The sequence below is a fragment of the Methyloceanibacter sp. genome (assembly GCF_050728395.1).
GTDB lineage: Bacteria > Pseudomonadota > Alphaproteobacteria > Rhizobiales > Methyloligellaceae > Methyloceanibacter.
In genome coordinates, this window is record NZ_JBOHJB010000061.1 from 1 (window position 1) to 18,507 (window position 18,507).

General features: G+C 64.6%; 19 protein-coding genes. 9 read left to right on the plus strand and 10 right to left on the minus strand.

What is annotated here, in order from left to right; all coding sequences use genetic code 11:
• The 3 genes from ACREC7_RS11445 to ACREC7_RS11455 all read right to left on the minus strand — a co-directional run.
• A partial coding sequence (locus ACREC7_RS11445) for a signal recognition particle protein (RefSeq protein WP_431555818.1) occupies positions 1 to 1,011 on the minus strand: 1,011 nt, incomplete at its 3' end.
• 267 nt (positions 1,012 to 1,278) lie between these two features.
• The gene (locus tag ACREC7_RS11450) at positions 1,279 to 1,479 is read right to left on the minus strand and encodes a hypothetical protein (RefSeq protein ID WP_431555819.1); all 201 of its coding nucleotides are present in this window, start codon (positions 1,477 to 1,479) and stop codon (positions 1,279 to 1,281) included.
• Positions 1,476 to 2,687, minus strand: a complete 1,212-nt coding sequence (locus ACREC7_RS11455; RefSeq protein ID WP_431555820.1) for an amidase — start codon at positions 2,685 to 2,687, stop codon at positions 1,476 to 1,478. The genes ACREC7_RS11450 and ACREC7_RS11455 overlap by 4 nt, the downstream gene beginning before the upstream one ends.
• A gap of 223 nt (positions 2,688 to 2,910) precedes the next feature.
• Here ACREC7_RS11455 and dapF point away from each other — a divergent pair, with 223 nt between their 5' ends.
• From dapF to ACREC7_RS11480, 5 genes are all read left to right on the plus strand, one after another.
• A complete protein-coding gene (dapF, locus tag ACREC7_RS11460; RefSeq protein ID WP_431555821.1) occupies positions 2,911 to 3,777 on the plus strand; it encodes a diaminopimelate epimerase in 867 nt (288 codons plus the stop codon).
• Positions 3,778 to 3,966: 189 nt separating this feature from the next.
• Positions 3,967 to 5,223, plus strand: coding sequence for a tRNA (N(6)-L-threonylcarbamoyladenosine(37)-C(2))-methylthiotransferase MtaB (gene mtaB / locus ACREC7_RS11465; protein ID WP_431555822.1), 1,257 nt, complete (start codon positions 3,967 to 3,969; stop codon positions 5,221 to 5,223).
• A complete protein-coding gene (ftsY, locus tag ACREC7_RS11470) occupies positions 5,220 to 6,671 on the plus strand; it encodes a signal recognition particle-docking protein FtsY (RefSeq protein ID WP_431555823.1) in 1,452 nt (483 codons plus the stop codon). The genes mtaB and ftsY overlap by 4 nt, the downstream gene beginning before the upstream one ends.
• Entirely contained in the window at positions 6,655 to 7,278 is a 624-nt protein-coding gene (locus tag ACREC7_RS11475; protein ID WP_431555824.1) for a septation protein A, read from the plus strand. Before ftsY ends, ACREC7_RS11475 begins: the two co-directional genes overlap by 17 nt.
• A 241-nt stretch (positions 7,279 to 7,519) precedes the next feature.
• Complete coding sequence (locus ACREC7_RS11480; RefSeq protein ID WP_431555825.1) at positions 7,520 to 7,960, plus strand: MarR family winged helix-turn-helix transcriptional regulator; 441 nt, start codon at positions 7,520 to 7,522, stop codon at positions 7,958 to 7,960.
• 11 nt (positions 7,961 to 7,971) lie between these two features.
• On the opposite strand, the gene ACREC7_RS11485 is transcribed toward ACREC7_RS11480, so the two are convergent.
• Genes ACREC7_RS11485 through ACREC7_RS11495 form a run of 3 tightly spaced genes read right to left on the minus strand, consistent with a single transcriptional unit; the run spans position 7,972 to position 9,527 of the window.
• Complete coding sequence (locus ACREC7_RS11485; RefSeq protein WP_431555826.1) at positions 7,972 to 8,559, minus strand: DsbE family thiol:disulfide interchange protein; 588 nt, start codon at positions 8,557 to 8,559, stop codon at positions 7,972 to 7,974.
• Positions 8,556 to 8,777 (minus strand): heme exporter protein CcmD, encoded by a 222-nt coding sequence (gene ccmD, locus ACREC7_RS11490; protein ID WP_431555827.1) that lies wholly within the window; start codon positions 8,775 to 8,777, stop codon positions 8,556 to 8,558. Before ccmD ends, ACREC7_RS11485 begins: the two co-directional genes overlap by 4 nt.
• 18 nt (positions 8,778 to 8,795) lie before the next feature.
• The gene (locus ACREC7_RS11495; RefSeq protein WP_431555828.1) at positions 8,796 to 9,527 is read right to left on the minus strand and encodes a heme ABC transporter permease; all 732 of its coding nucleotides are present in this window, start codon (positions 9,525 to 9,527) and stop codon (positions 8,796 to 8,798) included.
• 352 nt (positions 9,528 to 9,879) lie between these two features.
• On the opposite strand from ACREC7_RS11495, the gene ACREC7_RS11500 reads away from it, so the two are divergent.
• Positions 9,880 to 10,281, plus strand: a complete 402-nt coding sequence (locus ACREC7_RS11500; RefSeq protein WP_431555829.1) for a hypothetical protein — start codon at positions 9,880 to 9,882, stop codon at positions 10,279 to 10,281.
• A gap of 53 nt (positions 10,282 to 10,334) precedes the next feature.
• On the opposite strand, the gene ACREC7_RS11505 is transcribed toward ACREC7_RS11500, so the two are convergent.
• The 3 genes from ACREC7_RS11505 to ccmA all read right to left on the minus strand — a co-directional run bounded on the left by ACREC7_RS11505 (position 10,335) and on the right by ccmA (position 13,045).
• The gene (locus ACREC7_RS11505; protein ID WP_431555835.1) at positions 10,335 to 11,606 is read right to left on the minus strand and encodes a patatin-like phospholipase family protein; all 1,272 of its coding nucleotides are present in this window, start codon (positions 11,604 to 11,606) and stop codon (positions 10,335 to 10,337) included.
• A 156-nt stretch (positions 11,607 to 11,762) separates the two neighbouring features.
• Entirely contained in the window at positions 11,763 to 12,431 is a 669-nt protein-coding gene (gene ccmB / locus ACREC7_RS11510) for a heme exporter protein CcmB (RefSeq protein ID WP_431555830.1), read from the minus strand.
• Positions 12,428 to 13,045 (minus strand): heme ABC exporter ATP-binding protein CcmA, encoded by a 618-nt coding sequence (gene ccmA / locus ACREC7_RS11515; protein ID WP_431555831.1) that lies wholly within the window; start codon positions 13,043 to 13,045, stop codon positions 12,428 to 12,430. The genes ccmB and ccmA overlap by 4 nt, the downstream gene beginning before the upstream one ends.
• A gap of 256 nt (positions 13,046 to 13,301) precedes the next feature.
• Here ccmA and acnA point away from each other — a divergent pair, with 256 nt between their 5' ends.
• Positions 13,302 to 16,004 carry an aconitate hydratase AcnA gene (gene acnA, locus ACREC7_RS11520; protein WP_431555832.1) on the plus strand — a complete coding sequence of 901 codons (2,703 nt, stop codon included), beginning with the start codon at positions 13,302 to 13,304 and terminating at the stop codon, positions 16,002 to 16,004.
• A gap of 6 nt (positions 16,005 to 16,010) precedes the next feature.
• Here the strand turns inward: acnA and ACREC7_RS11525 are convergent, their stop codons facing one another.
• Positions 16,011 to 16,643, minus strand: a complete 633-nt coding sequence (locus ACREC7_RS11525) for a cation transporter (RefSeq protein ID WP_431555833.1) — start codon at positions 16,641 to 16,643, stop codon at positions 16,011 to 16,013.
• Positions 16,644 to 16,802: 159 nt separating this feature from the next.
• Between ACREC7_RS11525 and ACREC7_RS11530 the strand changes: the two genes are divergently transcribed.
• Complete coding sequence (locus ACREC7_RS11530; RefSeq protein WP_431555834.1) at positions 16,803 to 17,573, plus strand: DUF1223 domain-containing protein; 771 nt, start codon at positions 16,803 to 16,805, stop codon at positions 17,571 to 17,573.
• A 391-nt stretch (positions 17,574 to 17,964) separates the two neighbouring features.
• Complete coding sequence (locus tag ACREC7_RS11535) at positions 17,965 to 18,294, plus strand: DUF2794 domain-containing protein (RefSeq protein WP_431555836.1); 330 nt, start codon at positions 17,965 to 17,967, stop codon at positions 18,292 to 18,294.
• The last annotated feature ends 213 nt before the right edge of the window (positions 18,295 to 18,507 follow it).

Here is an 18,507-nt window from a genome sequence, read left to right on the forward strand (position 1 = left end):
AAGCTGCTCGCCGAGATCGTCGAGGTCGAAGGCGCCCTTGCGCATCTTGGCGGCGATCTTCTCGGCCTTGTCGATCTCGACGGTCTCGATCGCCTTCTCGACCAGGCCAACCACGTCGCCCATGCCGAGAATGCGGCCGGCGATGCGCGAGGGATCGAAGTCTTCGAGCGCGTCGACTCTTTCGCCCACGCCCACGAGCTTGATCGGCTTGCCGGTCACCGCGCGCATGGAGAGCGCAGCACCGCCGCGTCCGTCGCCATCGATGCGGGTGAGCACGATGCCGGTGAGCGCCACGCGCCGATCGAAATTGCGCGCGAGATTGACGGCGTCCTGGCCGGTCAGCGCGTCGGCGACGAGCAGCGTCTCGTGCGGCTCGGCGATGTCAGCGATCTCCGCCGTCTCGGCCATCAGCGCTTCGTCGATATGGGTGCGGCCGGCGGTGTCGAGCAGAAGCACGTCATAACCGCCGAGCTTCGCAGCCTGAAGCGCGCGCCTGGTGATGGCAGCCGGGTCCTGGCCTTCGATAACGGGAAGCGTGGCGACTTGGGTCTGCTCGCCAAGCACGCGAAGCTGCTCCTGCGCCGCGGGCCTCCGCGTATCGAGCGAGGCCATCAGCACCTTCTGCTTGTCGCGATTTTGCAGACGCCGGCCGAGCTTGGCGGCGGTGGTGGTCTTGCCCGAGCCCTGTAGGCCGACCAGCATCATCACCACTGGCGGGGAGGCGGCGAGATCGATCGGCTCGGCCTCGGTGCCAAGAGTACGCACGAGCTCGTCATACACGATCTTGATGACCATCTGGCCGGGAGTGATCGAGCGCACCACTTCCTGGCCAACGGCCTTCGCCTTCACGGCGTCGACAAAATCGCGCACCACATCGAGAGCCACGTCGGCCTCGAGCAGCGCGCGGCGGACCTCGCGCATCGCCTCGTTGACGTCGGCCTCTGAAAGCGCGCCCTTGCGGGTGAGCTTGTCGAGAATGGCGCCAAGGCGTTCCGACAGGGTGTCGAACATCAATCTTAGCCTTCCTCATGGTGAGGAGCGGCCGAAGGCCGCGTCTCGAACCATGACGTTCCTAACCTCACCCTTGGCGACGGCGCTACGCGCCTCCTCCGGGCAAGGAGCCAATGCAAACTACAAACGCACCCGAGGGCGCATCCGCGCTGTCGGGTGTTGACCCCCCCGGATCTCGCCCGGGGCGGCGGCTCAGGAATTTGAGCTGCCAATGAATTCGGCGGGAATGTCGGCGAGCGGAGCCGGCAAGTCAAGCCTTGCCGACGGTTAAGGCGACGTGGAGGTGGAAATCGCGATAAGGAGCGCCCCAACGCCGATGAGCACGATTGCCTGATAGGAGATCTTCGGTTTTTCGCCGGTTTCGTCCAGCTTGCCGGCGCGCCTTTGCATCCAGGTCTCTGCCGTCTTGCGCACGACAATGGCCACACCGGCGACAATTAGGATCGCTCCCAAAACGGCCAGGATCATGAGCGGACCCCCCCAATCATCGGTGCGAGCTTCACCGCGAGATCGAGAAGGGCCTCGTCGCCCCCTTCCCAGCCGATGAAGGACAATCCAACCGGGCAGCCCGCAGCGAGGCCCGCCGGAATGGAAATCTGCGGCAGTCCGGCATGACCTGCCAGGCAGGTGCTGCCAAGCGTCATGGCCCGGAACTCCACGGTCGAGGCGCCGTCGGGAATGTCGCGCTCCGGCGGAAGGGTCGGCGTGGTCGGCAAAAGGATCATGGTGCCCGGCTTCGCCAGCGCGTGCAGGCGCTTCCTGACCTCGGCCCGGATTTCGCCGCCCGTCTTAGCCTCGCCTGGGGTGATGCGGGCGGCGATCTCGAAGCGCTCCCTGATCGCCGGTGACAATCCATCAGCATGGGCTAGCGCGAAGGGCGTCAGCGTCGACTGCAGCTCGAAGCCTTGATTGAAGCGAAAGGCATTGCGCCAGGCGTCGAATTCTTCGCCCACGACGTCCATGTGTTCGGGCGTGGGCAGCGCGCGGTCGATTCTGTGCAGCACCCTCCAAATCTCTTCGTCGATGCTCGCCTCCGAGCGCGAGACCATGTCTTGGGCGATGATCAAACGTTGCAGCGGGGCATCGACGCGCGGGCCCTCGAGCAGCACTCGGCCGACCTCGCGAAACAAATTTGCGTCGCCGGCGAGAAAACCGACGGTGTCGTAGCTCGGCGCCATGGGCGTCACGCCGGCAATGTCGATGCGGCCATGGGTGGGGCGGAGCCCGTAGAGGCCGCAAAACGCCGCTGGCACGCGCACCGAGCCGCCGGTGTCGCTGCCGAGCGCGAAGTCGCACATGCCGCCAGCAACGGCCGCCGCCGAGCCGCAGGACGAGCCGCCGGTGACATGACGCAGCGCTTTGGTGTTCACCGGCGCGCCGTAGTGAATATTGGTGCCGAGCACGCTGTAGAAGAACTCATCGCAGATGGTGATGCCGGTGAGGGTCGCGCCGGCGTCGAGCAGGCGTCCGATCGCGGGCGCCGTCTCGGTCGCCGGACTTGCCGCCGCGTACCAATCGGGGTTGCCGGCCGAGACCTTGTGGCCGGCGATGGCAAACAGGTCCTTGACCATGAAAGTCCGCCCGGCGAGCGGCCCCTTGCCGCTTCCGGCAATCGGCTCCGTCAGAGTATGCGGAACGAGGGCTTTGGCCGGATCATGGGGCGGAGATGCTGACATAAGACCATCACCCCACCTGGCGCGCGATGCGCGCCGACCTCCCCATCAAGGGGAGGTATGAGGCTGAAGAGGGTGCGGGGGACTCCCATCCCTCCCCCTCGTGGGGAGGGATGGCGATGCCGAAGGCGTCGCCGGGGTGGGGGGCTTGCTGATTCATGCGTACCAACTGGTCCATTCGTAAACTAAAGGCCATATAACAGGCCGAACAGAATCGGCAAAGCTCATGACCGGCAGCATCTCATTCCGCAAGATGAATGGCCTCGGCAACGACTTCGTCGTGCTCGATGCGCGGGTCCGTCCGATCGCGCTCGAGGCGGCCCAGATTGCCGCCATCGCCGACCGCAACCACGGCATTGGCTGCGATCAGGTGATCGCGCTCGAACCGTCCGATTTCGCCGACGTGTTCATGCGCATCTGGAATGCTGACGGCGGCGAGGTCGGTGCTTGCGGCAATGCCGCGCGCTGCGTGGCGGCGCTGCTCGTCGCCGAGCGCGGCAGCCCTCACGTCAGTATCGAGACCGAGAGCGGAATGCTGGCGGCGACGGTCGGCAAGGACGGCAGCGTCACCATCGATATGAGCGCGCCGCGTTTCGCTTGGAACGAGATCCCGCTCAACCGGCTATTCGGCGACACGCGGGCAATCGAGTTGCCGCAGTCGGGCGCGTCGGGTCTCGGTGCCGCGTCCATGGTCAATGTCGGCAACCCGCACTGCATCTTCTTTGTCGAAGATGTCGAGGCGCACGACCTTGCCAGCTTCGGGCCTGTGCTCGAGCACGATCCGCTGTTTCCCGAGCGCGCCAACATCTCGCTCGCGCAGGTGACCGGGCCTTCCTCCTTGCGGCTGCGTACTTGGGAGCGCGGCGCCGGGCTCACACGCGCTTGCGGCACCGCGGCCTGCGCCGCCGCCGTTGCTGCGGTGCGCCTGGGGCTCACGGGGCGTCATGTGACAGTGACGCTGCCAGGCGGCGATCTCGTCATCGACTGGCGCGATACCGACGACCATATTCTGATGACCGGCCCTTTCGCCCTCGACTATCAAGGCACCATCCCGCCGGAGCTCTTGCAAGGAGTTGAAACTCGAGTGGATTGAGCTGTTCTCTGTTTCATACCTCCCCTTGACGGGGAGGTCGGCGCGCGATCCGCGCGCCGGGTGGGGTGAGACAGGCTACGATTGTCCGCCCCCCCACCCCGGCGACGCCAAGGGCGTCACCGTCCCTCCCCACGAGGGGGAGGGATGTCAGGCTCGGCAAGTTCGCTCGTTTCGTGTTAGAAGCCGCCAATGTCGAATATCGAGATCATCACCTTCGGCTGCAGGCTCAACGCCTATGAGTCGGAGGTCATGCGCAAGCATGCATGCGACGCCGGGCTTGGGCCCACGGTGATCGTCAACACCTGCGCGGTGACGCAGGAGAGCGTGCGTCAGGCGCGGCAGGCTATTCGGCGGGCGCGCCGCGAAAACCCCGGCGCCAAGATCGTGGTCACCGGCTGCGCGGCGCAGATCGATCCCGCGCGCTTCGCCGCCATGGAAGAGGTGGACCACGTCATCGGCAATAGCGAGAAGACCGAGGCGCAAACCTTCGAGGGGCTTTGTCTCGAAGAGACCGAGCGGGTCAAGGTCAACGACATCATGTCGGTGAAAGAGACCGCGGGCCATCTGATCGATGGCTTCGGCGCCCAGGCCCGCGCCTATGTGCAGATCCAGAACGGCTGCGACCATCGCTGCACCTTCTGCATCATTCCTTATGGCCGCGGACCGTCGCGCTCGGTGCCGGCGGGCGAGGTGGTGGCGCAGGTGCGCAAGCTGGTCGAGAACGGCTATGCCGAGATCGTGCTGACCGGCGTCGACATTACGGCTTACGGCGGGGACCTTCCCGGCGAACTCACGCTCGGCAAGCTCGTCACCAAGATTCTGGCGCTCGTGCCTGAGCTCAAGCGCTTGCGGCTCTCCTCCATCGATTCGATCGAGGCCGATGCCGCGCTACTCCGGACAATCGCCGAGGAGGAGCGGCTGATGCCGCATCTCCATCTCTCGCTGCAGGCCGGCGACGACCTCACGCTCAAGCGCATGAAGCGGCGGCATTCGCGGGCCCATGCCGTGAGTTTCTGTGAGGAGGTCCGCCGCCTTCGCCCGGACATGGTGTTCGGCGCCGACCTCATCGCCGGCTTTCCCACCGAGAGCGAGGCGATGTTCGCAGGAACGCTGTCGTTGGTCGACGATTGCGGGCTCACCTTCTTGCACGTCTTTCCGTTCTCGGCGCGGCCGGGGACGCCTGCGGCGCGCATGCGCCAGCTCAATGGCGCGGTGATCGCGAGCCGGGCCGCTTGCTTGCGCGAAAAGGGCGTCGAGGCCCTGCGGCGCCATCTTGTGAACGCGAAGGGCCGGCATATTCAGGTGCTCATGGAGAGCGAAGGACGCGGGCGCGCCGGCGACTTTACCCCGGTCAAGATTGAGGCACCCAAAGGCGCGCCGAAATTGATCGACGCTATTGTGAATGGCCATGACGGCAGCGCTTTGATCGCGAGGATGCGGGCGTGAGTAGCGAGAAGAAGCCAGGATTCTGGCAGCGGCTGTTCGGTTTAGACGCGGCGGAGCCGCCGAAGACAGAGCCGCCTGCGCCGAAACCGGTCAAGAGAGAGCCTCCGGCGTCAAAGCCGGCTCAGAAGGAGCCGCCAAAGCAAAAGCAGCCGGCAAAGACGGCTGAAGGTGCTGCCCACGCCAAGAAGGCTGCCAAGCTCAAGGCGCCGCCGCCAGCCATGCCGCATGCTGCCAAGGACGACAGCGGGCCATTGGGCGAGGGGCCGAAGGGCCCGAAGCCCGCCGGCGGAAAACGTCCGCGCAAGCCGAAATCCAAGGCGCCGGCCGCGGTGCCTCCGCCCGCGGGTCCTGCCACGCGTGAAGGGGCGAGTCAGCCAGAGGAAAGGGCGCCCGGCACCCGGGAAAAGGGCACGCCGGAGGAACCGGACCCTCCTCAGCCCGCGACAGAGCCACAAAAGACGGAGGACGATAAGCCCTCGAAGGCGTCGGCGCAGAGCGAGCTTGCTCCCCGGCGGAGCTGGTTCACACAACTCCGCGCCGGGCTTGCCCGCACTTCAAATGCGCTCAGCGACAATCTTGCTTCGGTGTTGAGCCGCAGGAAGCTCGACGAAGAGACGCTGGATGAGCTTGAGGATGCGCTGATCAAGGCCGATCTCGGCGTGCCCATGGCCTCGCGCATCAGACAGGCGCTGGCCGCGACCCGCCATGAGCGGGGACTGTCGCCGCAAGGCTTGCGCGATCTGCTTGCCGCCGAAATCGCCAAGGTGCTTGCCCCCGTGGCCAAGCCCTTCGTGCTCGACGCGCGCGCCCACCCGCATGTGATCCTTCTCGTCGGCGTGAACGGGACCGGCAAGACCACTACCGCGGCCAAGTTGGCGCATTACTTCATGCGCGCGGGGTCGTCGGTAATGCTCGCCGCCGCCGACACCTTTCGCGCCGCGGCCATCGATCAGTTGAAGGTATGGGGGGCCCGCGTCGGTGCCGAGGTGGTCTCCAGAGGTGTAGGTGCCGATCCAGCCGGCGTCGCCTACGAGGCGCTCGAGCGCGCCCGCGCCGAGAAGCGGCGCGTGCTCATCATCGACACGGCGGGTCGCCTGCAGAACAAGGCCGATTTGATGGCGGAACTCGCCAAGATCGTGCGCGTGCTGAAGAAGCTCGACGTCGCCGCCCCGCACAGCGTGGTGCTCGTGCTTGACGCCACCACCGGACAGAATGCGCTCAACCAGGTGGAAACCTTTCAGGAGATCGCGGGTGTCACCAGCCTGGTGGCGACCAAGCTCGACGGCAGCGCACGCGGCGGCATCGTTGTCGCCATCGCCGAGCGCTTCGGTTTGCCGGTGAGCGCCATCGGTGTCGGCGAAGGCGTCGACGATTTGCAGCCCTTCGACGCCGAGGATTTCGCCCGCGCCATCGCCGGTCTGGACACCAGGAATGCCGCAGCCGCCTGACGCAGAGCCTTCGGGGCGACCGCAAAACGCCGAATCGGGCGCGGCGCTCGCCACCAAGCTCGCTATCGAGCTTGGCCCGCTGCTCGTGTTCTTCGCCGCCAATGCCGCGGCAGGCATCTATGCGGCGACGGCTTCCTTCATGGCCGTGACCGTGGTCGCGCTCGCGGTGGCCTGGTGGCGCTATCACAAGCTGCCGATGATGCTTCTGGTCAGTGCCGTCGTGGTGCTCGTATTCGGCACGCTCACGCTCTATCTCCGCGACGACACCTTCATCAAGCTGAAGCCCACCATCGTCTATCTTGCGTTCGCCGCGTTCCTTGGCGCCGGTCTTTTGCTCAAGAAACCGGTGCTCGAGCTTCTGCTCGGCTCGGTGTTCAATCTCACCGAGCCAGGCTGGCGCAAGCTCACGCTGCGCTGGGCGCTGTTCTTCATTGCCATGGCAGTTCTGAACGAGATCGTCTGGCGCAATGTGTCGACCGACACCTGGGTGAGCTTCAAGGCCTTCGGCTTTCTGCCTCTGACTTTCGTCTTCGCGCTGTCGCAGATGCCGCTCATGCAGCGCTACAGCGATGCCCCGGGAGGCAAAGACACCGGGACAAGCGCCTAAAGATTAGCCGAAAGGTCGTGTGCCCCTGATCTTGCAGGCGGCGCGTCCAATACCAATATTCCGCCCGGGGCTGGGGACTTTGCCTTCACGCTAGACAACGTTAAGATGTGTGTGGGGGCATACTGCAATCTGAGGTTTAGAGCAAATTATCTTCAATTTGCGTTAAACTGCAAGAGAAAGTCATCTTACCGTCGTAGGGGCAACGCGGGCGTGACGCCCGCGAAAAGAGACGGAGCGTCAGATGGGTGCGAAGAACTCTAATCAACTGGAGCGTTCGGCGACGCATTTGATCCATCGCGCCGGTCAACGCGCGACGGACATTTTCCAGGCCGAGGCCCGTGCCAGCGGTCTCACGCCTCGGCAATTTGCCGTGCTTATGACCATCGCCGACGAAGAGGGGCTCACCCAGACCGACCTTGTGGGCCGGACCGGGATCGACAGGTCGACCCTCGCCGACATTGTGGCGCGACTGCTCGCGCGGGGGCTCATTCAACGGAAGCGCGCCAAGGAGGACGGCAGGGCCTACGCCATCAAGCTCACCTCGCAGGGCTGGAAGGGCTTGCGCGACGCCGAGCCTGGTGCCGCTGCCACGGATTCGCGGCTGCTTGCCGTTCTGCCGCCGGCCAAGCGGCAGGAGTTCCTCGACATCCTCAATACGATCGTCACTGCCATGAACAAGTAGCCTGCCCCTCGTCAGCCTCGCGGTTTCTCTCCGGAAGGCTGGACCAGTGGCAGCAGCTTTTGTTTGATGGCGTCCTCGGTGAGAGGGCCCACATGGCGGTAGGCAATCTTGCCGTCGCCCGTGATCACATAGGTCTCTGGCACGCCATAGACGCCCCAGTCGATGGCGACGCGCCCTGAGCGGTCGGCGCCGACCCTGGCGAAGGGGTTGCCATAGCGGCCGAGGAACCGCCGCGCCGCCGCGGCATCGTCCTTGTAGTTGATGCCGTAAAGGCGAACCCCGGGCTGCTTGGCAAGCTCCAAGAGCAAAGGATGCTCTTCGTGACAGGGCACGCACCACGAGGCCCACACATTGACGATGGTCGGCTCGCCATTGGCAAGATCGGCAGTCTCGAACCCTTGCGAACCGGGCCCGGTGAGCCCCTCGATCGGCGGCAAGGTGAAGGCCGGCACCTTCTTGCCCACCAGCGCGGAAGGCAGCTGGGAGGGGTCGCCGCTATGGAGCGCGTACCAGAACAGCCCCGAGAGCGAGGCGAAGATCAGGAGCGGAAGGGCGAGCCCCCAGCGCTGCCAGAACGAGTGTGGCGCGGCAGCGGTCATGGCGTCTTCTTTCTCGCCCGGGGCTTCGCCTGACGCGGCTTCGGCGTGTCATCCGCTTTGGCTGAGCGCCGCCTGATGCCCTGCCGATCGAGTTCGGCGAGCAGCTGCCGCTGCCTCCGGTCGTCCTGCACGATGAACACGATGAGCGCCGCAACGGCGATGAAGGTCACGGCATAAGCCGCCCAGATGAATGCCGCGTGGGGACCGAGATCGGGCATGGGCGGCGGTGTCCGGCCTCAGGCAGAAGCGGCGCGCTCGACATGCACCTGGCGGAGCGCATGCACCCGGCGGCGCAAGATCTCGGCGCGCATGGCGATGAGGTGCAACAGAATGAAGAGCAGGGTGAACCCCGCCGCCATGACGAACAGAGGCGTGAGCAGCGCCGGGTCGATGGTGGGGCCGCCCACCCGGAAGATGCTCGCCGGCTGATGCAGCGTGTTCCACCAATCGACAGAGAATTTGATGATGGGCACGTTGACGAAGCCGACGATGGCGAGGATGGCGGCGGCGCGGCCGGCGCGGCCAGGCTCCTCGATCGACTGCCAAAGCGCGATCAGCCCGAGATAGAGCAGGAACAGCACGAGCATCGAGGTGAGCCGCGCGTCCCACACCCAATAGGTGCCCCACATCGGTTTCCCCCACAACGAGCCGGTGACGAGGGCGAGGAAACAGAAGGTGGCGCCGATCGGGGCTGCGGTCTTGGCGGCGACGTCGGCAAGCGGATGGCGCCAGATGAGCGAGCCGATGCTGGCAATGGCGATCAGCGTATAGCCGAACATGGCAAGCCAGGCCGACGGCACATGCACGAACATGATCTTGACGGTCTCGCCCTGCTGGTAATCGGGGGGCGCCACGAAGAAGGAGAGATAGAGGCCGACACCGAGGAGAAGGAAAGTGAGCCCGGCGAGCCAGGGGATGAGGCGGTCGGCGAGCTCGAGAAATCGCGTCGGATTGGCCAGGCTCCACATGGCGGTTGGTCTAGTTGGTTTGGGGAGAGAGCGCAATTGCGGCCATATGCTGAAGCGAGAGCGCCCCGCGCCGCCAAGGCGTCGTCGGACCTCCCCATGAGGGGGGAGGTATGAAGAGGAGTGCGCTCGCGTCCGACTTAGCATCATCACATGGAAAAGGCGCCGGTCTAAGCCGACGCCTTCGTCGCATGAGCTTGGGCTAGTTCAGTACGGCAGGCATCTACCGTACGGACCGAGATAATAGCCGTACGGACAGACGGCCGGCGTTACAACGACGGGCGGCGCGTATTGGGGGGCAACGACTACCGGTGCTACCGGGACGACGATCACTGGGCACACCGTGTAGTTACGAATGCAGCCGCAGGGCGCCCAGTGGAAGCCCAATCCACAACCGTCGCGCACCAATGTGATGGATGACGGCGCCGGTTGCGATCGAGCCGACGAAATTGAGGAAGCGTGCGCGCTCATCGAAAATGACGATGCCAGCACGCCGCAAATGAGGACCAATGACACCTTGCTCAACATTGACAGAACCCTCTTTTCGCAGCCTTCCTTGGAACATCGCGTGGTGCTCATTGGAAATGGAACCACACGCCGACGATCTTTGTCAAAGAGCCAGACCTTCTTGCCTGGATTTTCTTTGCGGATGGTTGATTGCTGGTTGACCAGCGATCTGCTGCTTTACCATCCGTCCCTTGCGGGGAGGGACAAAGGATGCTGGGGCGCGGGGATAGATGGTGCACGTTTCCGCTAGGTGCCATAACCGGACATTCCGCCGCCGCTAGGGCACATATTGCGGCGCGGCGATCACGGCGCCTTCGTGTTCCACGATTTGGGGTCGGCGCCGAGGCGCCTGCCCTCATCCGACAGCTGGCGCATCGTCGCCTCATCGAAGAACTGATCGTTGAGCGGTCTCCAGGTTTGCGGCACTGCGACCCAGCGCACTTCAACCTCTCCGTCGCCGCGCAACTTTGTCGCTTCCGCCAGCGTGTAGAGATGACGCAGCGCAATGGCTTCCGCCGAGCGCACGGCGACATAGAGGCTGCGCTCGACAATCGCCGGCCACGTTGGCTGTACCGTGACTGGAACCGGCTCAATGTATTCATTGATAATCACCCAGTAGCGCGTCTTTGGAATCGGCGCGTTTGGATGCTCGCGCCGCCATGTGGCGCCAAAGGTGTCGCTCTCATCCATGGGGCCGCCATAAAAGAAATTGCTGGCGATGCCGCCATCGGCGTACAGCCTGCCTTGAATTTCGCGCGGCGGGAACGCGCCTGGAATGGCGGCGGAAGAGAGCAGAATGTCGCTCAACAGCTTTGTGTCACCGGTCGCGACCGCTTCGCGCGCGGCGGCCACTGCATCGAAGGCGCGAGCGGTGCCGCCGTCGATGTCGGTGGCTTGAATCAGCAGCACGCGATGTCCGCCGGTGCTGCCCGCTTGCGCGATTCGCTCGGCGAACGGCAGGTTGACCTGCGCTCGCAGGTCGCGCACGAGGCCGGGTACCTCGGCTAAGCTCGCATTCTCGGGCAGGAAGAAAAACAGGCCGCGCTGCTCCACCCAGTCTGGCTTTGGATTACGGAAGAGGCGATCGATTGTCTCGTAATCGGCAAGCGTTCCCAAGAAGGCGAACGGCGCGATAAACGCGCCGGTGCTGACGCCGGAAACGCCGTCGAACTTTGGCAGCGCGTTCGCCCCTGAAGCGACGGTTGACCAGCCCAAAAGAAATCCTGTTCCAAACGCGCCGCGGTCGCCGCCACCGGAAAGCAGCAGAAAATCGAGCGTGGCATTTGGGTCGCGCTGTTGGCGCGCGTACAGGGTCCGCACATGACCCTCGATGTCCGTACGGTTCTCCTCGGTGGCTTGCTTCATATCCGCGGCGAACCTTGCCGCCAGTTGAGCTTCGGTTTTCGCCTGGCGTTCGGGAAGCTGTCCGCTGGTGTAGGCCATGCGAATGCCGAAATACGCAACGACCAGCAGCAGAATGGTTGAGAGCGCGCCGCCAACAAACCAGAGAATCGAGCGGCGCCATGAGGGTGACGGCGTGGACGTTTTGGGATTTGGCGACACTTCAGGTTTCACGCCCAAGCCTCAAGCGGGTCGTCCGGATGTCATTTTACCTATCCAGTTCTCTATTCGCGGAGGGAAGAGAAGACAACACGGCACGTTGCTTTTGAAATGTCGGAAAAATCGAACCTGCTTGCGAAGCGGCGCCGAGTGATGCCGCGCTTATGTCGCCTAACGCATCGCATTGCGAAGCGCGGCGGCGGCGGCGATGGGCGCGAGCACGATACTCGCCAGGCTAATCGCGCACAGGATCAAGAACGGAGGCCAGGGCGAGGCAGGGCCTACACTTGCCGCAGAGACGCAGGCCACACCGAAGATCAGCACCGGTACATAGAGCGGCAGAACCAGAAGCGCGAGCAGCACACCGCTCCTTCTCAAGCCCAGTGTGAGGCTCGCCCCTATCCCCGCAACGAAGCTCACCGCCGGCGTTCCTGCGAGCATGGAGAGCACGAGCAGGGGAAAGGACTCGATCGGAAGATTGAGAAGAAGCCCGAGGATCGGCGCAAGCAACGCGAGCGGAATGCCGGTGGTGACCCAATGGGCGAGGCTCTTCACCGCGGCGACGAGCTCGAGCGGCAACGGTCCCGTGGCCAGCACATCGAGCGCGCCGTCCTCATAGTCGTTGTGGAAGATGCGGTCGGCGGAAAGCAGGCTCGCGAGCAGAAGCGCCACCCACAATACGCCGGGCGCGATGCGGGAGAGAAGATTGAGGTCGGGGCCGAGCCCCAACGGGGTGATGGCGACCACGACGAGGTAGAAGCCGAGTGCCGTGCCGATGGTGCCCCCTTCGCGCCAGGCGAGCATCACGTCGCGGCGAAACAGCGCGAAAGCCTCTTTCACGTGAGAGGCTCCAGCTTGAGCGCAAGCTCCTGCGCAAACTTCACCTTGAGGGCCACGTGGCTCGCCACCACGGCGATGCCGCCTTGCGCAAGGTGCTGCGCGATCGCCTTGTCGAGGACCTTGACCGAGGAAACATCGAGAGAGACCGACGGCTCGTCGAGCAGCCAGATGGGGCGGGGGGCGGCGAAGAGGCGAAGCAGCGCAAGCTTCCGCTTCTGTCCCGCCGAGAGCAGGCCCGCCGGCAGCTCTTTCAGCTCGGCAAGGCCGAACGCCCGATAGGCGCCCTCCACCCCCGAGCCATCACCGCCGAGAAAGTCGACCCAGAAGCTCACATTCTCGCTGAGGTTCAGCGCGGACTTGATGCCGTTCAGGTGCCCGACATAGTGACAAAGCTCAGGAAGGGGCACCGACGCATCTCCGCCTTCGATACGGCCAGAGCGCAACGGCAGGAGCCCCGCGATCAGCCGCAACAGGCTCGTTTTGCCTGCGCCGTTCGGCCCGCTCACGAGCAGGCTTTCGCCCGGCTGAAGGGCGAAGCTCAAGTCCTCGAACAGGAGCCTGCTGCCGCGCTGGCAGCTGATCCCTTTCGCGGCAAGGCTGGTCTTTATCGGCATTTGCCCGGAATTTGCGCAAGTTGGTCCGAAGCGAGGCAGGCGAAGCGGCGGCCCAAGCGCGTTTGTTGCGCATTGTCTCGCCGCCGCAAGCGCCCTTATATAGGCGGGAGCGCGCCTCCAATAGTCCGGGATGCTTGCCCTGCCCCGGGTGGCTTGGCCGGCGCCTCGCTAAAAGCGACTGGCCAAGCCTTTGCATGTCGTCTGCCTGTCGCCAAGTTCGCGCTAAACTTCGCGCCATGCTCGAGGAGATCCTTAAGTGACATCGGCGGCCGAAACCTCGCTCGACAGCTTCAAATGCCGGCGAAGGCTGAAGGTCGGCAAGCGCAGCTACGACTATTTCGACCTGAAGGAAGCCGAGGCGAACGGGCTTGTCGGCATCGGCCGCCTGCCGTTTTCGCTGAAAGTGCTGCTCGAAAATCTGCTGCGCCACGAGGACGGCCGCACCGTCACCGCCGACGACATTCGCGGCGTGGCGCTGTGGCTGCAAACCCGAAAAAGCGACCGCGAGATCGCCTTCCGCCCGGCGCGGGTGCTGATGCAGGACTTCACCGGCGTGCCCGCCGTGGTCGATCTTGCCGCCATGCGCGATGCCATGCAGAAGCTCGGCGGCGACCCGCGCAAGATCAATCCGCTCGTCCCCGTTGATCTCGTCATCGACCATTCGGTGATGGTCGACGCCTTCGGCAACGCCCGCGCCTTCGACGTCAATGTCGAGAAGGAATATGAGCGGAACGGCGAGCGCTATGCGTTCCTGCGCTGGGGCAGCGGCGGCTTCGACAATTTCCGCGTGGTGCCGCCAGGGACCGGCATCTGCCACCAGGTGAATCTCGAATATCTGGCGCAGACCGTGTGGACCAAGAAAGAGAATGGCGAGGCGCTCGCCTTCCCCGATACTCTGGTCGGCACTGACAGCCACACCACCATGGTGAACGGCCTCTCCGTGCTCGGCTGGGGCGTCGGCGGCATCGAGGCTGAGGCCGCGATGCTCGGCCAGCCGATCTCCATGGTGATCCCTGAGGTGATCGGCTTCCGCCTGACCGGCAAGCTCCGAGAGGGCGTGACCGCGACCGACCTCGTGCTCACCGTCACCGAGCGGCTCAGGCGCGCCGGCGTTGTCGGCAAGTTCGTGGAGTTCTTCGGCGAGGGGCTCGACAATCTCCCGGTCGAGGACCGCGCCACCATTGCCAATATGGCGCCGGAATATGGCGCGACCTGCGGCTTCTTCCCCATCGACGACGAGACGCTTGTCTATCTCGACGCCACCGACCGCAAGCACTCGCGCATCGCGCTGGTCGAGGCCTATGCTGAGGCGCAAGGCCTGTTCCGCGACGGCGACACGGCGGACCCGGTGTTCACCGACACCATCGCGCTCAATCTTGCCGAGGTCGAGCCGTCGATCGCGGGGCCGAAGCGGCCGCAGGACCGGGTGCCCCTCGCCCGCGCCGCGGGCGCCTTTGCCGAGGCGCTCGACAAGGAATACGGCAAGGGCCACGAGGCGGGTAAGCGCGTGCCGGTCCCCGGCGCCAATTTCGATCTCGGCCATGGCGATGTGGTAATCGCCGCCATCACCTCCTGCACCAACACTTCGAATCCTTTCGTGATGGTCGCTGCCGGCATACTCGCCCGCAACGCGGTGAAGCGCGGGCTGCAGGTCAAGCCGTGGGTAAAGACGTCGCTCGCGCCTGGATCGCAGGTGGTGACCGACTATCTGGAAAAGGCCGGGCTGCAGCACGAACTCGACACGCTCGGCTTCAATCTCGTGGGGTACGGCTGCACCACCTGCATCGGTAATTCAGGGCCGCTGCCCGAGGACATCTCCAAGACCATCCACGGCCATGGGCTCGCGGTCGCTTCGGTGCTGTCAGGCAACCGCAATTTCGAGGGCCGGGTCAATCACGACGTGCGCGCCAACTATCTCGCCTCGCCGCCGCTCGTGGTGGCTTATGCGCTCGCCGGCTCGATCACGGTCGATCTTGCCACCGAGCCGCTCGGCACCGATGCCGATGGTGAGCCTGTCTACCTCAAGGACCTCTGGCCCTCGTCAAAGGCGGTGGCCAAGACCGTGCGCAAGGCGGTGAGGAAATCGATGTTCCGGCGGCGCTACGGCAATGTGTTCGAGGGCGACGAGGAGTGGCAGGACATCAAGGTCACCGGCGGCCTCACCTATGGATGGGACGGGAACTCAACCTATGTGCAGGAGCCGCCCTATTTCACCGATCTCACCCACACGCCAAAGCCGGTGACCGATATCGCGGGCGCCCGCATCCTCGGCCTGTTCCTCGACTCGATCACCACCGACCACATCTCGCCCGCGGGCTCGATCGGAAAGGACAGCCCGGCGGGGCAATATCTCACCGCCCATGGCGTCGCTCCCCACGACTTCAATTCCTACGGCTCGCGCCGCGGCAATCACGAGGTGATGATGCGCGGCACCTTCGCCAACCACCGCATCAAGAACATGATGGTCAAGGGCGTCGAGGGCGGCATCACCGTGCATTATCCGTCCGGCGAACATCTGCCCATCTACGACGCGGCGATGCGCTATGCGGGCGAGGGCGTGCCGCTCGTGGTCTTCGCCGGCAAGGAATATGGCACGGGCTCCTCGCGCGATTGGGCGGCAAAGGGCCCGCGGCTCCTAGGGGTGAGGGCGGTGGTCGCCGAAAGTTTCGAGCGCATCCACCGCTCGAACCTGATCGGCATGGGCATCCTGCCGCTCGTGTTCGCGGACGGGATGTCCTGGCAGGCGCTTGGGTTGACCGGTGTCGAGACGGTGAGCCTGCAAGGCTTGAACGAGATCAAGCCCGGCCAGCGGATCGAGGCCGACATCACCTATGGCGATGGCACGAAGCGCGCCGTCCCGTTGCTGGCGCGCATCGACACCTTTGACGAGCTCGACTATTTCCGGAACGGCGGAATTTTGCACTTCGTGTTGCGCAGCCTCGCCCGCGATGCTGCCTAGCCGAACCTATTCGGCTGGCTGGAGCGACTCCGACGCCCGCATTTCGGTCCATGATTGGCCGAGAACGATCCAAGCGCCGTGCAGGGCGAGGCTCGCCATGGCGATAGCGACGGCGATATCGGGCCAGCCAGTCCCGGTGCCGAACACGCCGAGCGCCGCGAGTAGCACCGCAAGGTTGCCGAGCACATCGTTGCGCGTGCAGATCCACGCCGAGCGCATGTTCGAGTCGCCCTGGCGGAACGCCCATAGCAGCGCGAACGAGATCGCATTGGCGAGGAGCGCTGCAATACCTACCGCGCCCATGGTGAAGGCCTGGGGCAACGTGCCTTGCCGGGCGTGCCAGACGGTCACCCCAATAACCCATAGCCCGAATAGGCCCATGGTCGCGCCCTTAACGAAGGCCGCCATGGCGCGATAGCGCAGCGCCATGCCCACCACAAGCAGGCTGATGACATAGTTGCCGGCGTCACCGAGAAAGTCGAGGGCATCGGCTTGGAGGGACGCGGAGCCCGCAGCGAGACCCGCCGCCACCTCGACGGCGAACATGGCGGCGTTGATCGCCAGCACCGCCCACAGGACGCGACGGAATCCGTCCCGCAAATGGGTTTCAGCGGTTTGGCCGCAGCAGCTCGCGCTCATCGCGTATTTCCGATCGTGGAGGCGCCAAGTTCACTACGCTCATTTGACGGCGCTTGCCGCAAATTTCAACGAAACGCCGGGTCCGCAGTCACCGAGTTGTGACCTCTTTTGAGGCAATTTTTCCGGAAATTTCGGCTTGTATCCGTCATTGTAGGCGGCATGAGGCGCTTTCTTCCGATCTGCGCTGGTGCCGTTGCGGGGATCGCGGCGCTGGCGCTTGCGGCATCAGGCAGGGCCGGCATTGCCGAGCCACCGGCCGATGGAAGCAAGGCCGTGGTCGAGCTGTTCACGAGCCAAGGCTGCTCCTCCTGCCCGCCGGCAGATGCCCTGCTCGGAGAGCTCGCTGAGAAGTCGGGCATCGTCGCGCTCTCTTATTCCGTAGACTATTGGGACTATCTCGGCTGGCGCGACACGCTCGGCAGTCCAGCCAATAGCGAGCGCCAGCGCAACTACGCGCGGGCGCGCGGCGACGGGCGGGTCTATACGCCGCAAATCGTGGTCGACGGCATCATCCATGCGAACGGCGCCAACGAGGCGGAGATCGAGATGGCGATGCGGAACGCGGCCAAGCGGCTGCACGCCGACAAGGTGCCGATCGGCATGCATGCCGACGGCAATACGCTCATCATCGATGTCGGCGCGGCGCCCGAAAGCTCCGACAAGCGCGCCGGCACCGTGTGGCTCGCCATCGCCAAGGAGGTGGAGAAAGTCGAAGTGGCGCGCGGCGAGAATCGCGGCCGCGCGCTCTCCTACCACCATCCGGTGCGCGAGCTCTCGCCAATCGGCATGTGGCACGGCGAGCCGATCACGCTGCGGCTGCCGCTCAAGGATCTCAAGACCATGGGCGGGGATTGTCTGTTTGCGCTCCTCCAGGTGGAGGATTCTGGACCCATTCTCGGCGCCGCCGAGTTCGAGTACGCCGAGAAGTGATGGCGGCTGCTCTCCCAGCAGCGCAAACAAAAACGGGCCGGAAACCGGCCCGTTAGACCCTTGGGAGGAATGCACTAAACAAATCAGCCAATGAAATGGCCCGGTCCGAAAGAAGACCCCGGGGGGGCTGGGGGGCTGAAAATCCGAAGCCTCTGTCAGGACCGGGCCGAGAGGCAACAGAGGCCTATCATACCGGTGTTTGGGGCGTGCCAAGGGCTGAACTGGGGCATTACTGTGATTAGTGTTTCAATATATTACACTGCGTGTAATTTCCGGCATTTGCTTGAATTTCTGCCGCTCCCGCGCCATCATGAAGGTTCCTTTACAGGAGGCGCGATTGAGCGAAACCGAGCCCATACAGTTGCCGCTGGCCCGCGCGGCCGGCGGCGAGATACAGCAGCATGACGGGGTCCACAGGCGCGGCGGCATAGCCTTTAACCGCGAAGAGCTCTCTCAAATCCTGAATGTCTATGGCCGCAAGGTAGCGAGCGGCGAATGGCGCGATTACGCCATCGACATCCTGCGCGAGAAGGCTGTGTTCTCCGTGTTCAGGCGCACGACCGAAGTCCCGCTCTACCGCATCGAGAAGGCGCCGAAACTGTCGCGCCGCCAGGGCGCCTACAGCGTGGTGGCGGCCACGGGGCTGATCCTCAAGCGCGGTCATGACCTCGCCCGCGTGCTTCGCGCGCTCGACAAGGGCTTGCGCCTCGTCGAGTGCTGAGTAGGGCAGCCGATCGTCCTTCGCCCTCGCGGAGAGGTGGCAAAACCGGCGATCGATAGGGATATCGCCTTTTTGGCCTGACTTCTTTCCGCGGGGAGCGTGGAATGACGATCGGCGCCGCCTGGACCAGGGCCTGCGCACGGCTCAGCCCTTACAGAGCCCAGTTGCGCTTCTGTCTGCGCATGACGGCGGCCGCGTTGCTGGCGTTTGCAC